We start from the raw sequence: 20078 nt of genomic DNA, 5'->3' as shown, positions 1-20078 counted from the left end.
CCGCGTCCCGCCGTCCGCCTCGCCCCGGCCGGGACGGACGGCGGGTGCGCCTCTCACGCCCGGGGCAGCGTCGGCAGCCGGCTGTCGTAGAGCCAGGCGCGGAGCAGCGGCTCGGTGGCCAGAGGCGAGCAGCGCCCGGCATGGGCGACGAAGGCGGACGTGGTGGCACTGGCACCGCGGTGGATTCGGTGCCAGGAGCGCAACATGGCGAAGAAGCGGTCGTCGCCCATGGTCAGGCGCAGCGCGTGCAGGGTGCACGCGCCGCGGGTGTAGACGCGGTCGTCGAAGATACGGCGCCGGCCCGGGTCGGCGATCCGTAGATCCTGTGCGCCCCGTGCCAGCGTGTGCCACTCCGCGCGGGCGATGGTGTCGGCCGAGTCCTCGCCGATGTGCTCCGACCACAGCCACTCGCCGTAGGTCGCGAACCCCTCGTTGAGCCAGATGTCACGCCAGTCCCGCAGGCTCACGCTGTTGCCGTACCACTGGTGAACGAGTTCATGGGCGACGAGCGTCTCCCAACCGCGCTCGCCGTCGATGTGGTTGCTCCCGAAGACCGAGAGGGTCTGGTTCTCCACCGGCTCGTCCAGCTCCGCGTCCACGACCACCGCGCCGTAGGTCTCGAACGGGTACGGGCCGAACCGGTCGGTGAACGCGCCGAGCATCTGCGGCTGGCGACCCAGGTCATGACGGGCCGGGTCCGCGAGCCGTGCCGGGTAGGCGTTGTGCCCGGCGACCAGGCGGCCGGTCGCGCTGTCCCGGGCCCTCCAGGTCTCGTGCCCGAAGCGCCCGGTGTACAGCGCGGCGAGATAGGGAGCCATGGGACCGGGGTGGTGGTAGGTCCAGCGCTCCTCGGGGCCGAGGACGCGCCGCTCCCGCAGGGTTCCGTTGGCGAGCACCTGGTGGCCGTGGGGCACGGTCACCCGGAACGTGAACGCGGCCTTGTCGTCCGGGCGGTCGTTGCAGGGGAACCACGAGGGGGCGCCGAGCGGCTGGGCCGCCACCAGCGTTCCGTCGTGCGCGTCCCCCGTGCGGTCCCAGCCGATGGGCCCGAACGGTGTGCGCAGAGGACCCGGCCGGCCGCCGTAGCCGATGTCCGCGGTGAAGGGCGTACCCGCCGCGAGCGGGCGCGGGGCCGACAGGAACAGCTTGTTCCGCCGTTGCCGGGCACGGACCTCCACCCCGTCGACCCGGGCGGTGTGCACCGCCAGGCGGGCGAGGTCGAGTTCCACCCGCCGCAGCGGACGGTCGGCCACCGCCCGGATCCGCGCCCGGCCTGCGAGGGTGCCGCGGGCCGGGTCGTAGGCGAGGCGCAGATCGTAGGAGAGGGTGTGGTGACCGTAGGACCCATGGCTCGCGAAATAGCGCTCGGCGGGTTGCGGGAGGCGGTCCGCGGCCGTGACCGCGAGCGGTACGAGCACCGCGCCCCGGATCAGCGCCCGTCGGCTGCACCGGGTCACGCCGCCTCCCCGCCGGCGAGCACGGCCGTGGAACGGGTCGCCGTGGCGCCCGCTATGGGGTTGCCGGCCCAGCGCGTGCCGTCGGGCACGGTCTCGCCGCGCATCACGAGCGACGACGCGCCGATCGACGCGCCGGCGCCGACCGCGGTGCCGGGCAGGGCGATGCTGTGCGGTCCCAGGGACGCTCCCGCCGCCAGGTCCACGGTGTCCATCCGCATGATCCGGTCGTGGAAGAGATGTGTCTGGAGCACACAACCGCGGTTGACGCTGACCCCGTCGCCGAGGCTGACCAGGTCGGTCTCCGGCAGCCAGTACGTCTCGCACCACACCCCGCGTCCGATCCGCGCACCGAGGCTGCGCAGCCACCAGTTGAGCGCCGGGGTGCCCAGGAAGGCGCTCGCTCCCCACGGCACCGCCAACGACTCCACGAACGTGTCGAACAGCTCGTTGCGCCACACGAACGGCGACCACAGCGGGCGCTCGACCGGCCGGAACCGGCCCACGAGCAGCCACTTGGCGCCGGTGGCGGTGAGACAGGCCGTGACGCCCGCGGCGAGCAGCAGCGGGGCGCCGACGAGCGCCGCCAGCGGCAGCCCGCCCACGTCCAGGGCGTCCTGCTCGCCGAGCAGCACGCACTCCGCCAGCAGCGTGCTCAGCATCAGCGGCAGCAACCGGCACAGCTCCACGGCCGCGCGGGCCGCCACCAGCCGCCGGGGCGGGGCGAACGTCCGTGCGGGATCGGCGTTCCCCGGCACCCGGGGCAGCGGCATCGCGGGCCGCCCGATCCACGACATGCCCGGCCTGCCGTGCGCCGGTGCGTCGGACAGGACCCCCACCAGCTCGCGGTCGGCCACCTCGCGGCCGGGGCCCACGATCCCCGAGTTGCCGACGAACGCGCGTTCACCGATGCGCACCCGTCCCAGCCGCAGCCACCCGCCGCGCAGTTCGAAGGGTGCGACGAGCGTGTCGTCGGCGAGGAACGCCCCGTCCGCCACCTCCAGCAGGGACGGCAGGGGCAGTACGGTCGAGATCTCGGTGCCCCGGCCGACCCGGGCGCCGAGCAGACGCAGCCAGAGCGGTGTGGCCAGGCTCGCGTAGAGCGGGAAGAGGCTGCCCCGGGCCCCGTCGAGCAGCCGGGTCACCAGCCACACCCGCCACGCCACTCCACCGTCCGCGCGGTGCACACCCGGCGTGATGGACCGGCTCAGCAGCCGGACGGCGCCCGCGGTGACGAGTATCGCGCACCCCGTCGTCACGACCGCGAACACCGGGGCGGCGGCCAGCAGACGCAGCGCCGCACCCGACAGCGTCGGTACCCGGCGCACCAGAAGACAGGTGGCCCCCAGGGCAGGGGCGGCCGCCAGCAGGGACAGCAGCGGCAACGCGGCGAGGGACAGCGCGTAGACCAGGTCCCAGCGGCGTCGGCGCGGGCCCGCGGGCGCCGAAGGGCCGCCGTCCGCGACGCCTTCGGCATTCTCGTCCGGGCGGGCGGGGGAGCCGGTCCAGGTCCGGCCGTCCGGGATCCGGGCGTCCAGACAGCTTCCGGCCGTGAGTTCCGCGTCCCGGCCCACGACGGCACCCGGCAGCAGCATGGCGCGGTGGCCCACCCGCGCCCCCGCGCCGACAGTGACCTTCCCGACGTGCAGCGTGTCGCCGTCGAGCCACCAGCCCGCGAGGTCCGCCCCGGGTTCGACGCCGCACCCGTCGCCCAGCTCGGCCAGCCCCGTCACCGGGGGCATGGCGTGCAGATGGACATCACGGCCGGTGGTGCAGCCCACCAGCCGGGCGTACCGGGCGGCCCACGGCGTGCCGAGCAGGGACGGAACACCGAAGGCCGCCACCGCCCGTTCGGCGCTCCACAGCCGCAGATGCACCCGCCCGCCCCGCGGATGGGCGCCGGGGGCGATGGAACCGGCCAGCGCGCGGGCCAGCCCCGCGCCGATCAGGCACCGCGCCGGCGCACTGAACAGCACCACCCAGCCCACGACGACCAGCCACCATGCGGTGTGCGGCGTCCAGGCACGGGGAGCCGCCCAGCCGAGCACATTGTCCGCCGCCGCGAGCCCGACCAGGCCGCGCAGGCCCGTTATGCCGTAGGCGGCCAACTGGACCAGGAACTGGACGAGGGCGGTCCGCCTCGGCACGGGCCGAGCCGGGCGCACCTCGTCGGCGGTGCCCGCCAGGGTGTCGAGGTGCGTGGCCATGCGGTGCAGCACCGAGTGCCGGTAGAGGTCGGCGACGGACACCCCCGGGTAGTGCTCCCGCAGTACCGACGCCATCCGGGCGGCGGTCAGGCTGGTGCCGCCGAGGTCCACGAAGTCGCTGTCCGGGCCGGGCCGGAGACCGAGCAACTGCTCCCACACGTCCGCCAGCCGGGCGGCCGTCCCGTGCAGCCGGTGCGCGGGGTCGTCCGCGCCGGCCTCGCCGCCCTCGGTCCCGCCGAGCGGAACCGGCCAGGGCAGGGCGTTGCGGTCGACCTTCCCGGAGGCCCGGGTGGGCAGATCCGCCACCTCCGCGAGCAACGGCACCAGTGGGGCGGGCAGCCGCTCCACGAGCAGCGCTCTGGCCTTGTCGGCCTGGAAGACCGCATGCCCCTCGGCGGCCCGCTCCGGCACCACATAGCCCACCAGCACCTGGGTCCCGGCCGGTGTCGTCCGTACGGCGGCCGCCGCACCGCGCACACCCGGCAGGGCGAGCAGGGCCGCGTCGATCTCGCCGAGTTCGACCCGCCGGCCGCCGAGCTTGACCTGGTCGTCGGCGCGTCCCAGGAACACCAGGCCCTCGCGGTCGGCGCGCACGAGATCGCCCGAGCGGTAGGCGCGCGGTGCGTCCAGCGCGGCGCACGGCCGGTAGCGGTCGGCGTCCTTGACGGGGTCGAGATAGCGGGCGGTGCCCGCCCCGGCGATGACCAGCTCGCCCTCCTCCCCGTAGGCCACCGGCTGCCCGGCCTCGTCGACGACCGCCAACTGCCAGCCCGCGAGCGGCAGTCCGATGCGCACCGGACGGCCGCGCCGCAGACGGGCCGCGCAGGCCACGACGGTGGTCTCGGTCGGACCGTAGGTGTTCCACATCTCCCGGTCCGGCCCGGCGAACCGGTCGACGAGCCCCGGAGGACACGCCTCACCGCCCAGGATCAGCAGCCGCAGCCGCTGCACTGCCTCCTCGGGCCACATCGCCAGCAGGGTGGGCACGGTGGAGACGACGGTGATGCCCTGCTCGACGAGCCAGGGGCCGAGGTCGTGACCGGCCCGCACCAGGGAGCGCTCGGCCGGTACGAGACACGCGCCGTGCCGCCAGGCCAGCCACATCTCCTCGCAGGAGGCGTCGAAGGCGACGGAGAGCCCCGCGAGGACACGGTCCCCCGGGCCGAGCGGCCGCTCCCGCAGGAACAGCAGCGCCTCGGCGTCGACGAAGGACGCGGCGGACCGGTGGGTGACGGCGACGCCCTTGGGCGCGCCGGTCGAACCGGAGGTGAAGATGATCCACGCGTCGTCGCCGGGAGCGGGCCCGAAGCGGCCCGCCGCCCCCGACGGCACGGCGAGCCGCTCGGGCTGCGGATACGGACCGAGCACCGCGCACACCCCGGCCTCGCGGAAGACGGTGGCGGCCCGCTCGTCGGGGTCGTCTGCGTCGACCGGCACATAGGCCGCTCCGCAGCGCAGTACCGCGAGGATCGACAGATACAGCTCGGCGGTGCCCGACGGCACCCGGATGCCCACCCGGTCGCCGGGACCGATGCCGAGGCCGGCCAGCCGGCCTGCGCGGCGCAGGACCTCGGTGTGGAGCTCGCGGTAGGAGAGCACCTCCGCGGCCGTCTGCAGTGCGGGCGCCTGCGGGTGTGCGGCTGCGGTGGTCTCCAGGACATCGATCAGGGTGCGCGGTGGAGGAGCCTCGCCGGTGCGGAAGAGGGCCCGCTCGCCGTGCGACACGAACGGTTCGGGGGACGGCGGGGAGAGGGGCGAAGGCAATGTGGTGCCTCTGTCTTTCGGTGCCGATGGGCGCAACGCCCTTGTCGACCCGTCAGATGGGGTGCTCGTGAAGAAGGTTCACCAACTCCTCGCAAGCAATGCGGCCCTGATTCTCGACCCGCTCATGGGAGAAAATTGATGCGCTGAAAACTCAACGTTCGCCCAGCTCATAGGGGCTACGCATGGTCCCTTCGATTAAGGGAAGAAACTGCCGAGAGAATGGTTTGACTCCTGCTCCGACCTTCGGGGAGATCGCCAGAAGCCGGCTTTCCCCTATTCCCCTGCGAGGACGGAAGCAGTGGGCTGGCGCAGGAAATTCCGGCAGGTGGTCAGGGGGCTTGGGAAGGTCTTGGGGAGCTCTTGGCCGCGGCCGCATCTGCCGTACCGGCGACTTTCACATGGGCGCCATCGCACCCTTTCCTGACGTTTGGTGTCCCTGGAACACTCCCTTCGCGCAGGTTCTCTCACCAACGGGCGCTCCATGCCCCCGTTCAGGACAAGGGGTCACTCCGTCATGCCTCAAGTGAATCGGCGCCGCTTCCTGCAGCTGGCGGGCGGCACCGCCGCGTTCAGCGCGCTCTCCGGCAGCATCGAGCGTGCCGCGGCTCTTCCCGCGCACCACCGGTCCGGCACCATCGAGGACGTCGAGCACATCGTCGTCCTGATGCAAGAGAACCGTTCCTTCGACCACTACTTCGGCACGCTCAGAGGCGTCCGCGGCTTCGGCGACCCGCGCCCGGTCAGTCTCCAGAACGGCAAGTCGGTCTGGCACCAGTCGGACGGCACCAAGGACGTCCTGCCGTTCCACCCCGACGCCGACGACCTGGGTCTCGCGTTCATCCAGGACCTACCGCACGGCTGGAACGACGGTCACACCGCCTTCAACGGCGGCAAGTACGACAAGTGGGTGCCTGCCAAGTCCGCCACCACGATGGCGTATCTGACCCGCGAGGACATCCCCTTCCACTACGCGCTCGCCGACACCTTCACCGTCTGTGACGCGTACCACTGCTCGTTCATCGGCTCCACCGACCCGAACCGCTACTACATGTGGACGGGCTACACGGGCAACGACGGCCAGGGCGGCGGCCCGGTCCTCGGCAACGACGAGGCCGGCTACAGCTGGACGACCTACCCCGAGCGCCTGGAGTCCGCCGGTGTCTCCTGGAAGATCTACCAGGACGTCGGTGACGGCCTGGACGCGAAGGGCTCCTGGGGCTGGATCCCGGACGCCTACCGCGGCAACTACGGCGACAACTCGCTGCTCTACTTCAAGCAGTACCAGAACGCGGCGCCCGGCGACCCGCTCTACGACAAGGCCCGCACCGGCACCGACGCCCGCACGGGCGAGGGCTTCTTCGACCGGCTCAAGGCCGATGTGAAGGCCGGCCGGCTGCCGCAGGTCTCCTGGGTCGTCGCCCCCGAGGCGTTCACGGAGCACCCCAACTGGCCCGCCAACTACGGCGCCTGGTACGTCTCCCAGGTCCTCGACGCACTCACCTCCGACCCGCAGGTGTGGGCGAAGACGGCCCTGTTCATCACGTACGACGAGAACGACGGCTTCTTCGACCACCTCGTCCCGCCGTTCCCGCCGGCCTCCGCCGCACAGGGCAGGTCCACGGTGGACGCCGGCCCGGACCTCTTCGTGGGCGATGCCGGCCACCCGGCCGGTCCCTACGGACTCGGGCAGCGCGTGCCGATGCTGGTCATCTCGCCCTGGAGCAAGGGCGGATACGTCTGCTCGGAGACCCTCGACCACACCTCGATCATCCGGTTCATCGAGCGGCGCTTCGGCGTGCACGAGCCGAACATCTCGCCCTGGCGACGCGCGATCTGCGGCGACCTGACCTCCGCGTTCGACTTCTCCCGCAAGGACACCGGGCCGGTGTCGCTGCCGGCCACGGACGGCTACCAGCCGCCGGACCACGACCGGCACCCCGACTATGTGCCGACCCCGCCCGCCCACCCCGTCCTGCCCAAGCAGGAGCGCGGCTCGCGGCCCACCCGTCCGCTCAAGTACGCGCCCGTCGTGGACGGTTCCGCGGACACCGGGCACGGGAGGTTCACGCTGTCCTTCGCCTCCGGGGCGCAGGCAGGCGCCGCCTTCCTCGTCACGTCCGGCAACCGCACCGACGGCCCCTGGACCTACACCACCGAGGCCGGCAAGACCGTCTCGGACACCTGGAACTCGGCCTACTCGGGCGGCTCCTACGACCTGACCGTGCACGGCCCGAACGGCTTCCTGCGCGTCTTCCAGGGGCCGAACAAGGCGGCCGGCCCGGAGGTCGTCGCACGGCACGTCGGCGACGACGTCGAGCTGACCTTCACCCACAAGGGCTCCGGCACGGTACGGCTCAAGGTCGTCTGCGCGTACGGCGGTCACGCCCAGGCCGTCACGGTCCGCTCCGGTGCCACCGTGCGGCGCACCTTCGCCCTGGGGGCGAGCAGGCGCTGGTACGACTTCACCGTGACGTCCGAGGCCGACCCCGCCTTCCTGCGCCGCTTCGCCGGACACGTCGAGAACGGGCGGCCGGGCGTGAGCGACCCGGCGATCGTCACCGGGTGACCGGGGACCCGGGACCGCCGCGCGCACCCCGGCGGCGGTCCCGGGCAGGGCCGGCGGAGGCGCCGCAAGGGCGAGGGCGGCCCGATCGCCCCGTTTCGGGGGCCTGCGCCGGTGTCGGGGTAGTGTGCCCCGGTGACCACGCAATCGAACACACCTGCAGGTTGGTATCCGGATCCGCACGGTGGCCCGGGCACCCTGCGGTACTGGGACGGTGCCCAGTGGACCCAGCACACCCACGCGGACCCGCAGGGCGGTGGCCCCGCCCAGCCGGCCCACCAGGCGCCCCCGGTGCAGCAGCAGCCGCAGCAGGTGTACGGCCGCCCCGTCGCCGCCCCTGACCCGCGCGTCCAGCGTCAGGTGCAGCAGCAGGCCGGGGTCGCCCCCAGCGGCGCCGGTGGCGGCACCCTGTTCAGCGAACCGGTGCTGGTCGTGAACCAGAAGGCCAAGCTGATCGAGCTGACGAACGAGTACAGCGTCTTCGACCAGAACGGCAACCAGCTCGGCGCGGTCACCGAGGTCGGGCAGAGCGCGCTGCGGAAGATCCTGCGCTTCGTCTCCAGCATCGACCAGTTCCTGACGCACAAGCTGGAGATCCGCGACGCCTACGGACAGCCGCAGCTCGTGCTGGTCCGGCCCGCGAAGATCTTCAAGTCGCGGGTGCTGATCCAGCGTCCGGACGGACAGCCCGTGGGCGAGATCGTCCAGCAGAACGTGTTCGGGAAGATCAACTTCGCGATGAACGCGGACGGCCGGCAGGTCGGCGCGATCAAGGCGGAGAACTGGCGCGCCTGGAACTTCGCCATCGTCGACCACGCCGGGAACGAGGTGGCCCGGATCACCAAGACCTGGGAGGGTCTGGCGAAGACGATGTTCACCACGGCGGACAACTACGTCCTGCAGATCCACTACCAGCTGCCCGAGCCGCTGGTGAGCCTGGTCGTGGCGACGGCGCTGACCGTGGACACCGCGCTCAAGCAGGACTCCCGGGGCTGGGGCTGAGTCCGGGGACGGACGACGACGGCGGAGGCCGGCACGTACAGATACGTGCCGGCCTCCGCCCGTTTCACAGCGTGGTGAGGTGCCCCGGTGACGGGGGTGCCGGCTGCTGGGGCAGCAACGGCGGCTCGAAGGGGAGCGGCGTGGGTGCCGGGCCGGGCACCGTGGCCACGGGGCGGTCGGCGCCCGCCCCGGTGTCCGCCGCCGGGGCGGGGACCGGGGCCGACCGGGACAGTGTCACCACGCCCCAGGAGGCCAGGGCCGCGCCCACCGCCGTGAGCAGCAGGCCCGCCGGGCCGCCCTGGAGGTGCTCGCCCAGGAAGGAGAGGCCGATCACCGCGGCGGCGACCGGATTGGCGAGGGTCACCACCGCGAGCGGCGCGCCGAGGCCGTCCCGGTAGGCGGTCTGGGACAGCAGCAGACCACCCGTCGCGAACGCCGCGACCAGCAGCGCCACCACGACGACCTGCACACTGAGCACCGACTGCGAGCGGTCCGTCGCGGCCACCGTCACGGTCTGTGTCAGTGCCGAGGCGACACCCGAGGCGACACCGGAGGCGGTCGCGTGCCGCAGGCCGGGGCGGGAGCCCAGTGAGAGCCCCCCGGTCGAGCGGGAGTGGGGGAGGGTCAGTGTGCCGATCAGGCCGGCGGTGGCGCCCGCCACGGCCAGGGCCTCCGGCAGGCTGAGCACGTTGTCGGGCTCGGGCCCGGAGGCCGTCACCAGCAGCGCGGCCAGACCGGCCAGAGTGAGGACGGTGCCCCGCCACTCCACCGGGCTGACCCGGCGTCCCGCCGCACGTGCGCCGAGCGGCACCGCGGCGACCAGGGTGAGCGCGCCGAGCGGCTGGACCAGGGTCAGTGGGCCGAACTTGAGGGCGGCGACGTGCAGCAGGGCGGCGGAGGCGTTGAGAAGTACCGACCACCACCAGGCGCCGCTGGTGAACAGCCGCAGGGTGTCGGTGCCCGGGGACCGGGCGGCGAGCCGTTCCTGCGCCACGGCCGCGGCCGCGTAGGCGACGGCCGAGAACAGGGACAGGACGAGGGCGAGGAGCGTGGCGCTCATCGTCCCGCTCCCACCAGGCCGGGACCGCCGGCGGTCGGCACGTCGGGCATGAGCGTCGAGCGCCGGGCGGCGGCCGGGGACGCCGGGGGCCGAGCGGCCGGTGTGTCCGGCAGGGCCGCCGAGCGCCGGGCGACCGGTACGGGCTCGGCGGGCCTCGGCGCGGGGAGCGTGCGGCGTGCCGTGGGCGATTTGTCCGGTGCCGGCGACGGTGCGTGGACCACCGCGAGCGCGACTGCGAGCAGGGCGCTCGCCACGATCGCGTCGAGCCAGTAGTGGTTCGCCGTGCCGACGATCACGGCCAGGGTCAGCAGCGGATGCAGCAGCCACAGCCACCGTAGCCGTGACCGGGTGGTCGCGATCAGGCCGATCGCGACCATCAGGGCCCATCCGAAGTGCAGCGACGGCATGGCGGCGAACTGGTTCGCCATCGAGTCGGTCTCCGGCCTGGCCCCGTAGACCGTGGGGCCGTAGACCTGCCCGGTGTCCACCAGATGCGCCACGTCCAGCATGCGCGGCGGGGCGAGCGGGAACGTCAGGTGCAGTGCCAGCGCGGCGCCGGTGAGCAGGGCGAGGACCCGGCGGGCCCACAGGTAGTGGTCCGGGCGACGTAGGTACAGCCAGACCAGGAAGGCCACGGTGGCCGTGAAGTGGACGGCCACGTAGTAGAGGTTCGCGGTGCGGACCAGGACGTGGCCGTGCAGCAGTACGGACTGCACGTCGCCCTCGCCCGGCAGGTGCAGGGAGCGCTCCCAGTGCCACACGTGGTGCGCGTTGCGGTAGGCCTCGGCGGTGCGGCCGTTCGCCAGCTGGCGGCCGAACTTGTAGACGAGGAAGAGCCCCGCCACGAGCAGGAGCTCCCGGACGAGGGGCGGCCGCCGTATCGCGGCTGCCCCGTCGCTTTCAGGCTCGGTGCGGGAATCCATCCCCCGGCCCCTTTGCTGATGGTCTTGCGTGAGGTGGTGCGTGGTGAGCCCAGGAAAGGGTCCACTCGACAGACGAGTGGGTCCTGTCCAAGGCTCATCGATACGTCAGTGTACCGATACGCTCGCGTACCGGTACACTCGCGTATCGATATACTGATGTGAAGCGGCCCACGGGCCGGGCGCGCTACGGAGGAGGAGCCAGCCATGACGTCGCAGGCAGCGGAGGAACCGGATTCGGTTGCCGCTTCGCGCCGCTCCAAGCTCACGCCGCAGCGTGAGCGGGAGTTCTTCGACGCCGTGCTCGAGCAGATCCGCGAATGCGGCTACGACTCGGTCACCATGGAGGGCATCGCCGCCAGCACGCGGTGCAGCAAGTCGACGCTGTACCGGCAGTGGAAGACCAAGCCCCAGTTCGTGGCCGCCGCCCTCAGATCCAGCCGTACGAAGCGGATCGCGGGCATCGACACCGGTTCTCTCGCCGGGGACCTGCGCGCCGCCGCACGGGCCGCGGCCGCGTGGTCCCGCCGCGACACCAAGCTGCTCCAGGCCCTCGGTCCCGCCGTCGTGCAGGACCAGGAACTCGCCCAGGCGCTGCGCGAGGCGCTGGTCGAGCCCGAGACCAGGGCGCTGCGGGAGATCCTGCGGCGCGGGGTGGAGCGCGGCGAGGTGGCCGCCGACCATCCGGCCCTCGAGTTCATCCCCGTCCAACTGCTGGGCGTGCTCCGCGCCCGGCCGCTGCTGGAGGGGCAGCACGTGGACGAGGAGTACTTCACGCGTTACGTCGAGGTGGCGGTGCTCCCGCTGCTGGGACTGACCTAGAGACCGGGCCGCCGTCCGTGGGATGACCGGACGTCGGCCCCGCTGCGCCGCACCGTGGGGACGGGGGCGGCGCGCAACCCGGCCGGGTGGGGTTCCTCTTGAGCGGAGGGGAACCCCACCCGGCCGCAGTACTACGTTCGGCCGGGCGGCGGTGGTTCAGACGTTCTGTCCGTCGCCGGTCGCGGACGCCGCTTTGATGCCCGCGGCGACCTGGTCGAGGACGGACGGCTTCGGCGCGTTCGAGCCGACGTCGATACCGAAGCGGACGACGACGAGCTGCCCGGAGCCGGCGGGCGAGGGGAAGACGAGCGACTCGACATAGCCGTCCGCGCCCTTCCCGGTGACCGCCTTCCAGCGGACGAGGTAGCCCTTCTGCCCGGCCACCGTCACCGTCTTCGAGGCCAGCACCTGGTGCGAGGTGATACCGCCGTAGCTCGCGCCGCCGTAGGACTCCTCGGCGTTCTTGGCGATGTCCTGCTTGGCCGCGGCCTCGGCCTTGGTGGCCGTCAGACCCTGCGCCTTCGCGGACGCCGAGTACGCCCCGCCGGTGCTGCACGTCTTCGTCGTGTCACCGGGGCACTTGTACTCGCCTTTCGACTGGATCGCCGCGCCGCCGTCGATGAGGTTGCCGCTCCAGCCGTCCGGTACGGGGATGCTGATGCCGTTGAACGGGTCGGTGGCGTACCCGTCCTCGGTCCCCCCGGATCCGCCCGACCCGCCTGACCCGTCCGACCCGCCCGATCCGTCGGGGCCGCCCTGGCCCCCCTGACCGCCCTGGCCTCCGAAGGGTCCGCCCTGGTCGCCGAAGGGATCGCCCTGGCCCCCTTGGCCCCCCTGTGCCCCTTGCCCGTCCTGCCCGCCGCGGCCTCCCTGGCCCTCCGGACCGCCGAAGCCTCCCCGGCCCCCGGGCCCCTGGGAACGCGCGGAGTTCCCGCCGCCGTCGTTCGCGGTGAGCGCGTAGACGCCGCCGCCTATGCCCGCGAGCACGGCGATCGCCGCCACGACGGCTATCCCGGTCCGCAGCCCGCGCCGCGCCGGGGCGGGCGCGGCGGCCGGATACGGCATGGTGGCGAACGGCCCGCCCGGATACGGTCCGACGCCCGGCGGCTGTGCCGGCGGAGCCCATGCGGCGGCCTGATCCGCAGGTCGGGTCCGGTCCGTCCACGCCTTGCCGTCCCACCAGCGCTCGGTGGCGGGCCCGTCACTTGTCTGCCCGGGGTCGGGGTACCACCCGGGAGGAGTCACCTGCGTCATGGGACCACCGTAGGAGGCATGCGTGAAAGAGGGATGAGAGCCCCCCGACCGGCCGGTCCGCCCCGGTTCTCCGGTGGTCCGTCAGTGACCGTCGAGAGGGCCGGTTTTGCGAGAAATTGACCAACGAAACCTTTCCTCGGCTGGTCGGCGGCCCCTCGCGTCGCCCCAGGGCATCGCAAGTCACCCATCACGGCAACAGGTGCCCCGACCCGGCTCCGCCGGGGCCCGGGGGCGGCTAGGCTCGATGTCTGTACGTCGTTTGGGCGACCTGGGGAGGTACCGGGATGACGGAGGCACGGCCCGGAGCGGCCGCCTCGGCTTCCCTGTGGGAACGCGACGCGGAACTCGCCGTCGTCACCGAGGCGGTGGACGCCTTGTGCGACGACGCCTCGCCCTCCGCGTCGGGGAGCCTGCTGGTGATCGGCGGGGAGGCCGGCATCGGCAAGACCGCGCTCCTCACCGAGACACGCCGCATCGCGGAGCGGCGCGGCTGCACGGTGTGGTCGGCGCGCGGGGGAGAGACCGTCACGTCCGTCCCCTTCAATGTCGTACGGCAACTGCTTCAGCCCGCGCTGCTCTCGCTGATGCCCGAGGAGGCGCGGGAGTACCTGGGCGACTGGTACGACGTCGCGGGCCCCGCCCTCGGGATAACGGAACCGGGCGAACGGCAGGCCGACCCGCAGGGTGTGTGCGACGGCCTGGTCGTCGCCGTCTCCCGGCTCGCCAAACGGGAGTGGCCCCTGGTCCTGCTCATCGACGACGCGCAGTGGGCCGACCTGGAGACCCTCCACTGGCTCGCCGCGTTCTGCGAGCGCCTCGAAGAACTGCGTGTCCTGGTCGTGGTCGCCCTGCGCCCCGGCGAGGTCACCGGCGACAGCGCCCGTCACCTCGACACGATCGCCGCGGCCGCCCGCCGCCCGGTCAGCACGCTGAGCGAACTCACCCCCGAGGCGACCGCCGGAATCACCCGCGCCACCATCGGCGCGCACGCCGACGCGCCGTTCTGCCGCGAGGTGTGGGCCGTGACCGGCGGCAATCCGTACGAGACCGTCGAACTCCTCGCCAAGGTGCAGGACAGCCAGCTCGAACCGGTCGAGGCGTCCGCCGTCGAACTGCGCGCCCTGAACCGCTCGGCCCGCGGCAACGGCCTCGTCGCCCGACTGGAGAGCCTCGGCATCGAGGCCACCCGGTTCGCCTGGGCCGCGGCCATCCTCGGCACCGGCATCACCGTGGACCTGGTGGCCCGGCTCGCCACCATGCACCATGGGGAGGCGGTGCGGTGTGCCGAACTCCTCGGCGCGGCCCGCATCCTGGCCGAGCCCGATCCGGCCGGCCGCCAGTTGGCCGAGGGCGAGCTGGAGTTCGTACACCCGCTGATCGCCAGTGCCGTCTACCGCTCCATCCCCGACGGGCTGCGCACCGCGATGCACGGCATCGCCGCACAGGTCGTCACGGACTCCGGACTCGGCGCCGCGGCCGCCTCCCGTCACCTCCTGGAGGTCCATCCGGACGACGACGAGGAACTCGTGGAGCAGATGCGCGAGGCGGCGCGCGAGCACCTCGCCGTGGGCGCCCCCGATGCCGCCCGCCGCTGCCTGGAGCGGGCCCTGGTGGAGCCGCCGCTGCCCGAGGTCCATCCGCATGTGCTCTACGAACTGGGCTGCGCCACCCTGCTGACCTCGCCCGCCACCACCATCGACTACCTTCAGGCGGCCCTCGCCATGCCCGGCCTGGAGGGTGAGGTGCGTGTCGACGCCGTCTGCCGCCTGTCCCAGGCCCTGTTGCACAACGACCAGCTGGACGAGGCCGTCCGCACCGTCGACGAGGAGGCCGCCCGCCTCGAACCCGGGCCCTCCCGGATGCGGCTGCAGGCCGTGCACTACATGTGGGAGGGCATCCACGCGTCCGAGGAGGACTCCCCGGACCGCTCCCGGGAGCTGGCCGAACTGGCCCGCACCTGCACCGGGAAGGACAACTCCGAACGCGCACTGCTCATCCTGCGCGGCTTCGACGCGATGACCCACGGCGAGAACGCCGAGGAGATCGTGGAGCTGTGCGACCGCGCCCTCGTCAACGGCCGCCTCGCCCCCGGACTCGGCTGGACCGACACCGAGTGGGGCATCGAGCTGCTGCTGATGCTGGGCAGCGCCTACGCCTACACCGACCGCCTCGACCGGGCCGAGAGTCTGTTCACGGAGGCCCTGCGCGCCTACGAGTCCGCCGGGTGGAGCGGCGGCCACCTCGCCCTGGCGCACGCCTATGTCGGACTGGCCCATCGCAGGCGGGGCCGGCTCAGAGAGGCGGAGACCTCGCTGCGTGAATCCCTGCGCCTCGCGGAGCGCGTCGGCCGCGGACTGCCCCTGTACTGGTCCGCGACCTGCGGACTCGTCGACACCCTGCTCGCCCGCGGGCATGCCGAGGAGGCCTGGTCGATCGCCGAGCGATACGGCTTCGCGCCGCCGTACCCCTCCACGATCGTGCTGCCCGACACCCGGTGCGTCCGCGGTCGGCTGCTGTGCGCCGTCGGCCGGACCGAGGAGGGAGTGGGCGAGCTGGAGGCCGCCGAGAAGGCGGCCGCCGGGCGCGGTCACAACACCGTACTGGCTCCCTGGGCCGCCGATCTCGCCCGCGCGCTGGCCGCGGACGATCCGCGCCGGGCCGCCGAACTCGCCCTGTCCGCCCGCCGGCAGGCCGAGCTGCTCGGCACGGACACCGCGATCGGCGAGGCACTCCGGGTGGCCGCCGCCCTGGAGACGGGCCAGCGCGCCGCCGCGCTGTACGCCCGGGCGGTGACCTATCTGGAGGCGTCACCCTGTGCCTACGAGCATGCGCTGGCCCGTGTCGAGTACGGCGTGGCCACCCGTTCGGCGGCCGAGCTGAGGAGGGGGGCTGACACTGGCCCGGTCGTGCGGGGCGGACGGGCTGGCGGCCCGGGCGGAACAGGCGCTGGAGGACGGGTGGGGGAGCGCGTGACGCTCGGCCGTGGCGTGACGGGTCGACCGGCGTCCGACCCTCGTGCCGTGGCCCCGGGGGTGACACTCCGTCGGCGGCGCAGGGGCGGTCAGCAGCCCGCGCGCATTGGTCCGTTCAGCGGACCACAGGCGCCGCTCACCGGATCACCGACCTAGACTGGCGGTCACGGCAGCCCCCGCATCCGTACCCGGCAAGGAAGGCGGCACCCCGTGGACCGGACCCTCTTCACCGCTTCCCCGCACCCGGCCGCCGACTGGTGGGTCACCGCCGACCAGGCGCGGCACGCGGCGCAGAGCGGGCTCTCCGATGCGGCGACGGCCCCCGACCTGCTGCGTGCGCTGGCCGAACTCGACCGGGCCCGCCGGGAGACAGTGGTCGCCGTCGGTGCCGCCGTGGAGGCGCTGCTCGAAGGCGGTGTCGCCTGGGAGGCGATCGCGGCGGCCCTCGGACTCGCCTCGGCCGACGACGCCCGGACGGCGCTCGCCCCCGCCCGCCGTGACGCCGGCACGGCGATCGCACGCCGGCTCAGCCGCAGGTCGTAGCGGACGAGGTGACAGCGGCTCGCCCGCCCCGGCTCACTCCTTCGCGAGCACGACCCAGACCTGCCCCCGCGCGAAGTTCATCGGGGTGCCGTCCGCCGTCGTGAACCGTGTTCCGTCCGTCGCCGACGCCCGCCGCCACCGAACGTCGAACACCTTTCCGTCGCGCAGGACTTGAGCCTTCCCGGAGCCCACTGTCTCCGTGTACGGCGAGTTGTTGCCGAGGACGTCGTGGAGGCCGGACGTGCGCACCCGTACGAACTGCACCACCACGGTCGCCGGGGCCACCTGCGTCCCGTCCGCCGCCACCGTCGGCGTCCCGTCCATGGCCACCAGCCAACGATGCCGCTCCGCGGACCAGGTGAAGGTGAACCGAGCCGACGGGAAGCGGACCGTCTGCGTGGTCTCAGGGGTGCCGCCCGCCGGTGCGGCGCCGAAGCGGAAGCCGGTGGTCAGCGCGGCGGCTCCCGGCGCGGACCGCATCAGGCGCTGCGGTCGCAGATAGAGGTTGTGCGGGGCGGCCTTGTGGGAGTCACGGAAGTAGGCGTCGGAGTTCCTGTCCGGGGGTGCCGGGGTCAGGGGTGCCTTGTCGATGAGGGGCAGGAGCTTGTGCTGCGCACCGGAGAAGGCGAGCGTCGGTGTGTGGAACTGGCGCAGCAGCTCCAGATCCGACTCGCGGGCACTGCGCACCGGGCCGACCACCTTCGGCAGATCAGTCGCGAACACCGCCATCAGCCGGCTGAGCCCGGCCTCGACCTGCTCGGCATAGACGAGGTCCGCCTGGTCCAGGCCCGTCTGCGGGCGCGCCGCGGCCACATTGTCGATCTTCACCGCGAGTACCGCCCCGGAGGAGGCGGGCGCGGAGGAGCGGCCGCCGTCCTGCCCGTGGTCTTCGGGAGTACCGCCCGCGGTGCATCCCGCCACCAGGCAGCCCATGATCGCGACGGTCAGCAGCGCCGCCGCCGTCCTGCCGCGCCGTCTCCGCACGGTTGGTCGCATGCCCATATAGAACCTATAAGCACACGATCGGTCTCGATAAACATCGACAAACATGTGTCAGGGTCGGCCAGGAGTGCCGAGGATCTCCGCGAGGTCGTAGCGCACCGGCTCCTCCAGCTGGGCATAGGTGCAGCTCTCGGGGGTGCGGTCCGGGCGCCATCGGCGGAAGCGGGCGGTGTGCCGGAAGCGCACTCCGTTCTCCATGTGGTCGTACGCCACCTCCGCCACCCGCTCGGGCCGCAGCGGCACCCAGGACAGGTCCTTCTTCCCCGACCAGCGGCTGGGCGCACCGGGCAGCCGGGCCGTCTCGTGCGCCACCTCGTCCGACCAGGCCGCCCACGGATGGCCCTCGACCTCCTCCATCCGCAGCGGTTCCAGCTCCGCCACGAGTTCCTCGCGCCGCTTCATGGAGAACGCGGCGGACACGCCCACATGCTGGAAGGCGCCCCTGTCGTCGTACAGCCCGAGCAGCAGGGAACCGACGACCGGGCCGCTCTTGTGGAAGCGGTAGCCCGCGACCACCACGTCCGCCGTGCGCTCGTGCTTGATCTTGTACATCGCGCGTTCGTCGGGACGGTAGGTCCCCGACAACGGCTTGGCGATCACTCCGTCCAGGCCCGCGCCCTCGTACTGCCGGAACCACTCCTCCGCCACGGCGCGATCCGTCGTCGCGGGCGCGAGATGGACCGGCGGCGTCACCGACGACAGCGTTCCCTCCAGCAGAGGGCGCCGTTCGGTCAGCGGGACGGCGAGCAGCGACCGGTCGTCCAGCGCCAGCAGGTCGAACGCCACGAACGAGGCCGGGGTCCGCTCCGCGAGTGTGCGCACCCGGGAGGCCGCCGGATGGATCCGCTCCGTCAGCGCGTCGAAGTCGAGGTGCCCCTCCCGGACGATCACGATCTCCCCGTCCAGCACACAGCGCTCCGGCAACCGCTCCCGCAGTGCCTCCACCAGCTCCGGGAAATACCTCGTCAACGGCTTTCCCGTGCGGCTGCTCAGCTCCACCTCGGGGCCGTCGCGGAAGACGATCGCCCGGAACCCGTCCCACTTCGCCTCGTACTGCATGTCCGGCGGGATCTTCGCCACCGGCTTGGCGAGCATGGGCTTGACGGGCGGCATCACCGGCAGATCCATGGCTTTGACTCTAGGAGCGGATCTAGGGCCCCGCCTGTCGAGTACGCGCCTGTCGAGCGGGCCCAGGCGCGGCCACCGCCGCCCGCCGGCCGGACCGGCGCGGGGACGTGGGTGGAGCGGCGGCCGTCGGGTCCCTCAGCGCTTGTGGCCGTTCCCGTGGCCGTTCGGATGCAGGACGACCTTGGTCCAGCCCTCGTCACGGGCGTCGAAGTGCTCGTAGGCGGTGGGGGCCTCGCCCAGGCTCAGTTCGTGGGAGACGACGAAGCTCGGCTTGGCCTTGCCGCCGGCGATGAGGTCCCGCAGCGCACGGTTGTACTTCTTGACCGGCGCCTGCCCGGTGCCCATCTGCTGGCCCTTGAACCACATCATGCCGAAGTCGATCGGGACCTTGCCGTGCGCCTCCAGCTCCCCCTGGGCCTCGGCGCCGCCGGGGTCCTCGGGCAGGAACACGCCCACCACACCGATGTCGCCCGTGAACCTGACCGAGTCGATCAGTCCGTTGAGCGTGAGGCTGGCGTCCTCGTGCCCCTGGGGGTCGTGCGCCTGGTAGCCGACGCACTCGCAGCCGTTGTCGGCGCCCAGCCCGAGGGTGGCCTCCTTGACGACCTCCGCCGGGTCCTGCTCGGCGCTGTTGATCGGGATGGCTCCGATCTCCTCCGCCTTGCGCAGCCGGTCGGGATGGTGGTCGGCCACCCACACTCGGCCCGCGCCCCTGAGGATGGCGGAGTAGGCCGCCATCAGCCCGACGGGACCGGCCCCGAAGACGATCGTCTGGTCGCCGGGTTTGACGTGGGCCATCTCGGTGGCGTGGTAGCCGGTGGGGAAGATGTCGGCGAGCATCACATAGTCGGTCTGGCGGTCGGCGGCGTCCTCGCCCAGGCGCAGCGCGTTGAAGTCCCCGTAGGGCACGCGCAGCAGTTCCGCCTGGCCGCCCTGGTAGGGGCCCATGTCGGCGAATCCGTAGGCGGCTCCGGCGAGGGCCGGTTCCGGCTGCATGGTCAGGCAGTAGTTGGTGAGACCCCGCTCGCACTGCTTGCAGAAGCCGCAGGCGATGTTGAACGGCAGGACCACATACTGGCCGACCTGGACCTTGCGGACGGCCGAGCCGACCTCCACGACCTGGCCCATGTTCTCGTGTCCCAGGGTGCGGCCTGGCTCGAACGAGGTGCGGCCCTCGTACATGTGCAGGTCCGAACCGCAGATGTTGGTGGTGGTGATCTTGACGATGATGTCACAGGGGTGTTCGATCTTCGCGTCCGGTACGTCCTTCACCGTGACCGTTCGCGGGCCTTCGTAGACGGCTGCTTTCATGATTGCTTCCTTCGGTGCCGTGCGGCGTGACCGCGGCGCGGCGGTGTCGGGGTGGCGCGGAGAGCCCTGGAGTGGT

The 20078-nt window shown here is 72.7% G+C and carries 12 protein-coding genes and 1 pseudogene; 5 read left to right on the top strand and 8 right to left on the bottom strand.

The window, feature by feature from the left end; all coding sequences use genetic code 11:
• Window positions 1-53: 53 nt before the first annotated feature.
• Window positions 54-1457, bottom strand: a complete 1404-nt coding sequence (locus ACFY2Z_RS22085) for a M1 family metallopeptidase (protein WP_390745800.1) — start codon at window positions 1455-1457, stop codon at window positions 54-56.
• A complete protein-coding gene (locus tag ACFY2Z_RS22080) occupies window positions 1454-5425 on the bottom strand; it encodes a Pls/PosA family non-ribosomal peptide synthetase (RefSeq protein ID WP_390745799.1) in 3972 nt (1323 codons plus the stop codon). The genes ACFY2Z_RS22085 and ACFY2Z_RS22080 overlap by 4 nt, the downstream gene beginning before the upstream one ends.
• Before the next feature lie 514 nt (window positions 5426-5939).
• Between ACFY2Z_RS22080 and ACFY2Z_RS22075 the strand changes: the two genes are divergently transcribed.
• Entirely contained in the window at window positions 5940-7991 is a 2052-nt protein-coding gene (locus ACFY2Z_RS22075) for a phosphocholine-specific phospholipase C (RefSeq protein WP_390745798.1), read from the top strand.
• 132 nt (window positions 7992-8123) lie between these two features.
• Entirely contained in the window at window positions 8124-8990 is an 867-nt protein-coding gene (locus tag ACFY2Z_RS22070; RefSeq protein ID WP_390745797.1) for a phospholipid scramblase-related protein, read from the top strand.
• Between the two features lie 64 nt (window positions 8991-9054).
• Here ACFY2Z_RS22070 and ACFY2Z_RS22065 read toward each other — a convergent pair whose 3' ends face one another.
• On the bottom strand, window positions 9055-10050 hold the full coding sequence (locus tag ACFY2Z_RS22065) for a DMT family transporter (RefSeq protein ID WP_390745796.1): 996 nt from the start codon (window positions 10048-10050) through the stop codon (window positions 9055-9057).
• Window positions 10047-10973 (bottom strand): phosphatase PAP2 family protein, encoded by a 927-nt coding sequence (locus ACFY2Z_RS22060; protein WP_390745795.1) that lies wholly within the window; start codon window positions 10971-10973, stop codon window positions 10047-10049. Before ACFY2Z_RS22060 ends, ACFY2Z_RS22065 begins: the two co-directional genes overlap by 4 nt.
• Window positions 10974-11177: 204 nt before the next feature.
• On the opposite strand from ACFY2Z_RS22060, the gene ACFY2Z_RS22055 reads away from it, so the two are divergent.
• A complete protein-coding gene (locus ACFY2Z_RS22055; protein WP_390745794.1) occupies window positions 11178-11792 on the top strand; it encodes a TetR/AcrR family transcriptional regulator in 615 nt (204 codons plus the stop codon).
• 156 nt (window positions 11793-11948) lie between these two features.
• Here the strand turns inward: ACFY2Z_RS22055 and ACFY2Z_RS22050 are convergent, their stop codons facing one another.
• Window positions 11949-13046: a DUF2510 domain-containing protein gene (locus ACFY2Z_RS22050; RefSeq protein WP_390745793.1), complete on the bottom strand. Its 1098-nt coding sequence runs from the start codon at window positions 13044-13046 to the stop codon at window positions 11949-11951.
• Window positions 13047-13330: 284 nt separating this feature from the next.
• Between ACFY2Z_RS22050 and ACFY2Z_RS22045 the strand changes: the two are divergent.
• Window positions 13331-16019, top strand: a pseudogene (locus ACFY2Z_RS22045) (ATP-binding protein).
• 209 nt (window positions 16020-16228) lie between these two features.
• Window positions 16229-16561: a hypothetical protein gene (locus ACFY2Z_RS22040; RefSeq protein ID WP_390745792.1), complete on the top strand. Its 333-nt coding sequence runs from the start codon at window positions 16229-16231 to the stop codon at window positions 16559-16561.
• Between the two features lie 33 nt (window positions 16562-16594).
• On the opposite strand, the gene ACFY2Z_RS22035 is transcribed toward ACFY2Z_RS22040, so the two are convergent.
• From ACFY2Z_RS22035 to ACFY2Z_RS22025, 3 genes are all read right to left on the bottom strand, one after another.
• On the bottom strand, window positions 16595-17557 hold the full coding sequence (locus ACFY2Z_RS22035) for a DUF3048 domain-containing protein (RefSeq protein WP_390745791.1): 963 nt from the start codon (window positions 17555-17557) through the stop codon (window positions 16595-16597).
• Between the two features lie 57 nt (window positions 17558-17614).
• The gene (locus ACFY2Z_RS22030) at window positions 17615-18691 is read right to left on the bottom strand and encodes an ATP-dependent DNA ligase (protein ID WP_390745790.1); all 1077 of its coding nucleotides are present in this window, start codon (window positions 18689-18691) and stop codon (window positions 17615-17617) included.
• Between the two features lie 135 nt (window positions 18692-18826).
• Window positions 18827-20002 carry a glutathione-independent formaldehyde dehydrogenase gene (locus tag ACFY2Z_RS22025; RefSeq protein ID WP_390745789.1) on the bottom strand — a complete coding sequence of 392 codons (1176 nt, stop codon included), beginning with the start codon at window positions 20000-20002 and terminating at the stop codon, window positions 18827-18829.
• Window positions 20003-20078: the final 76 nt, after the last annotated feature.

Source organism: Streptomyces sp. NPDC001222 (genome assembly GCF_042896945.1).
Lineage (GTDB): Bacteria > Actinomycetota > Actinomycetes > Streptomycetales > Streptomycetaceae > Streptomyces > Streptomyces gibsoniae.
The sequence above is the reverse complement of the archived record's forward strand: the minus strand, read 5'-3'. Positions and strand labels throughout refer to the sequence as shown.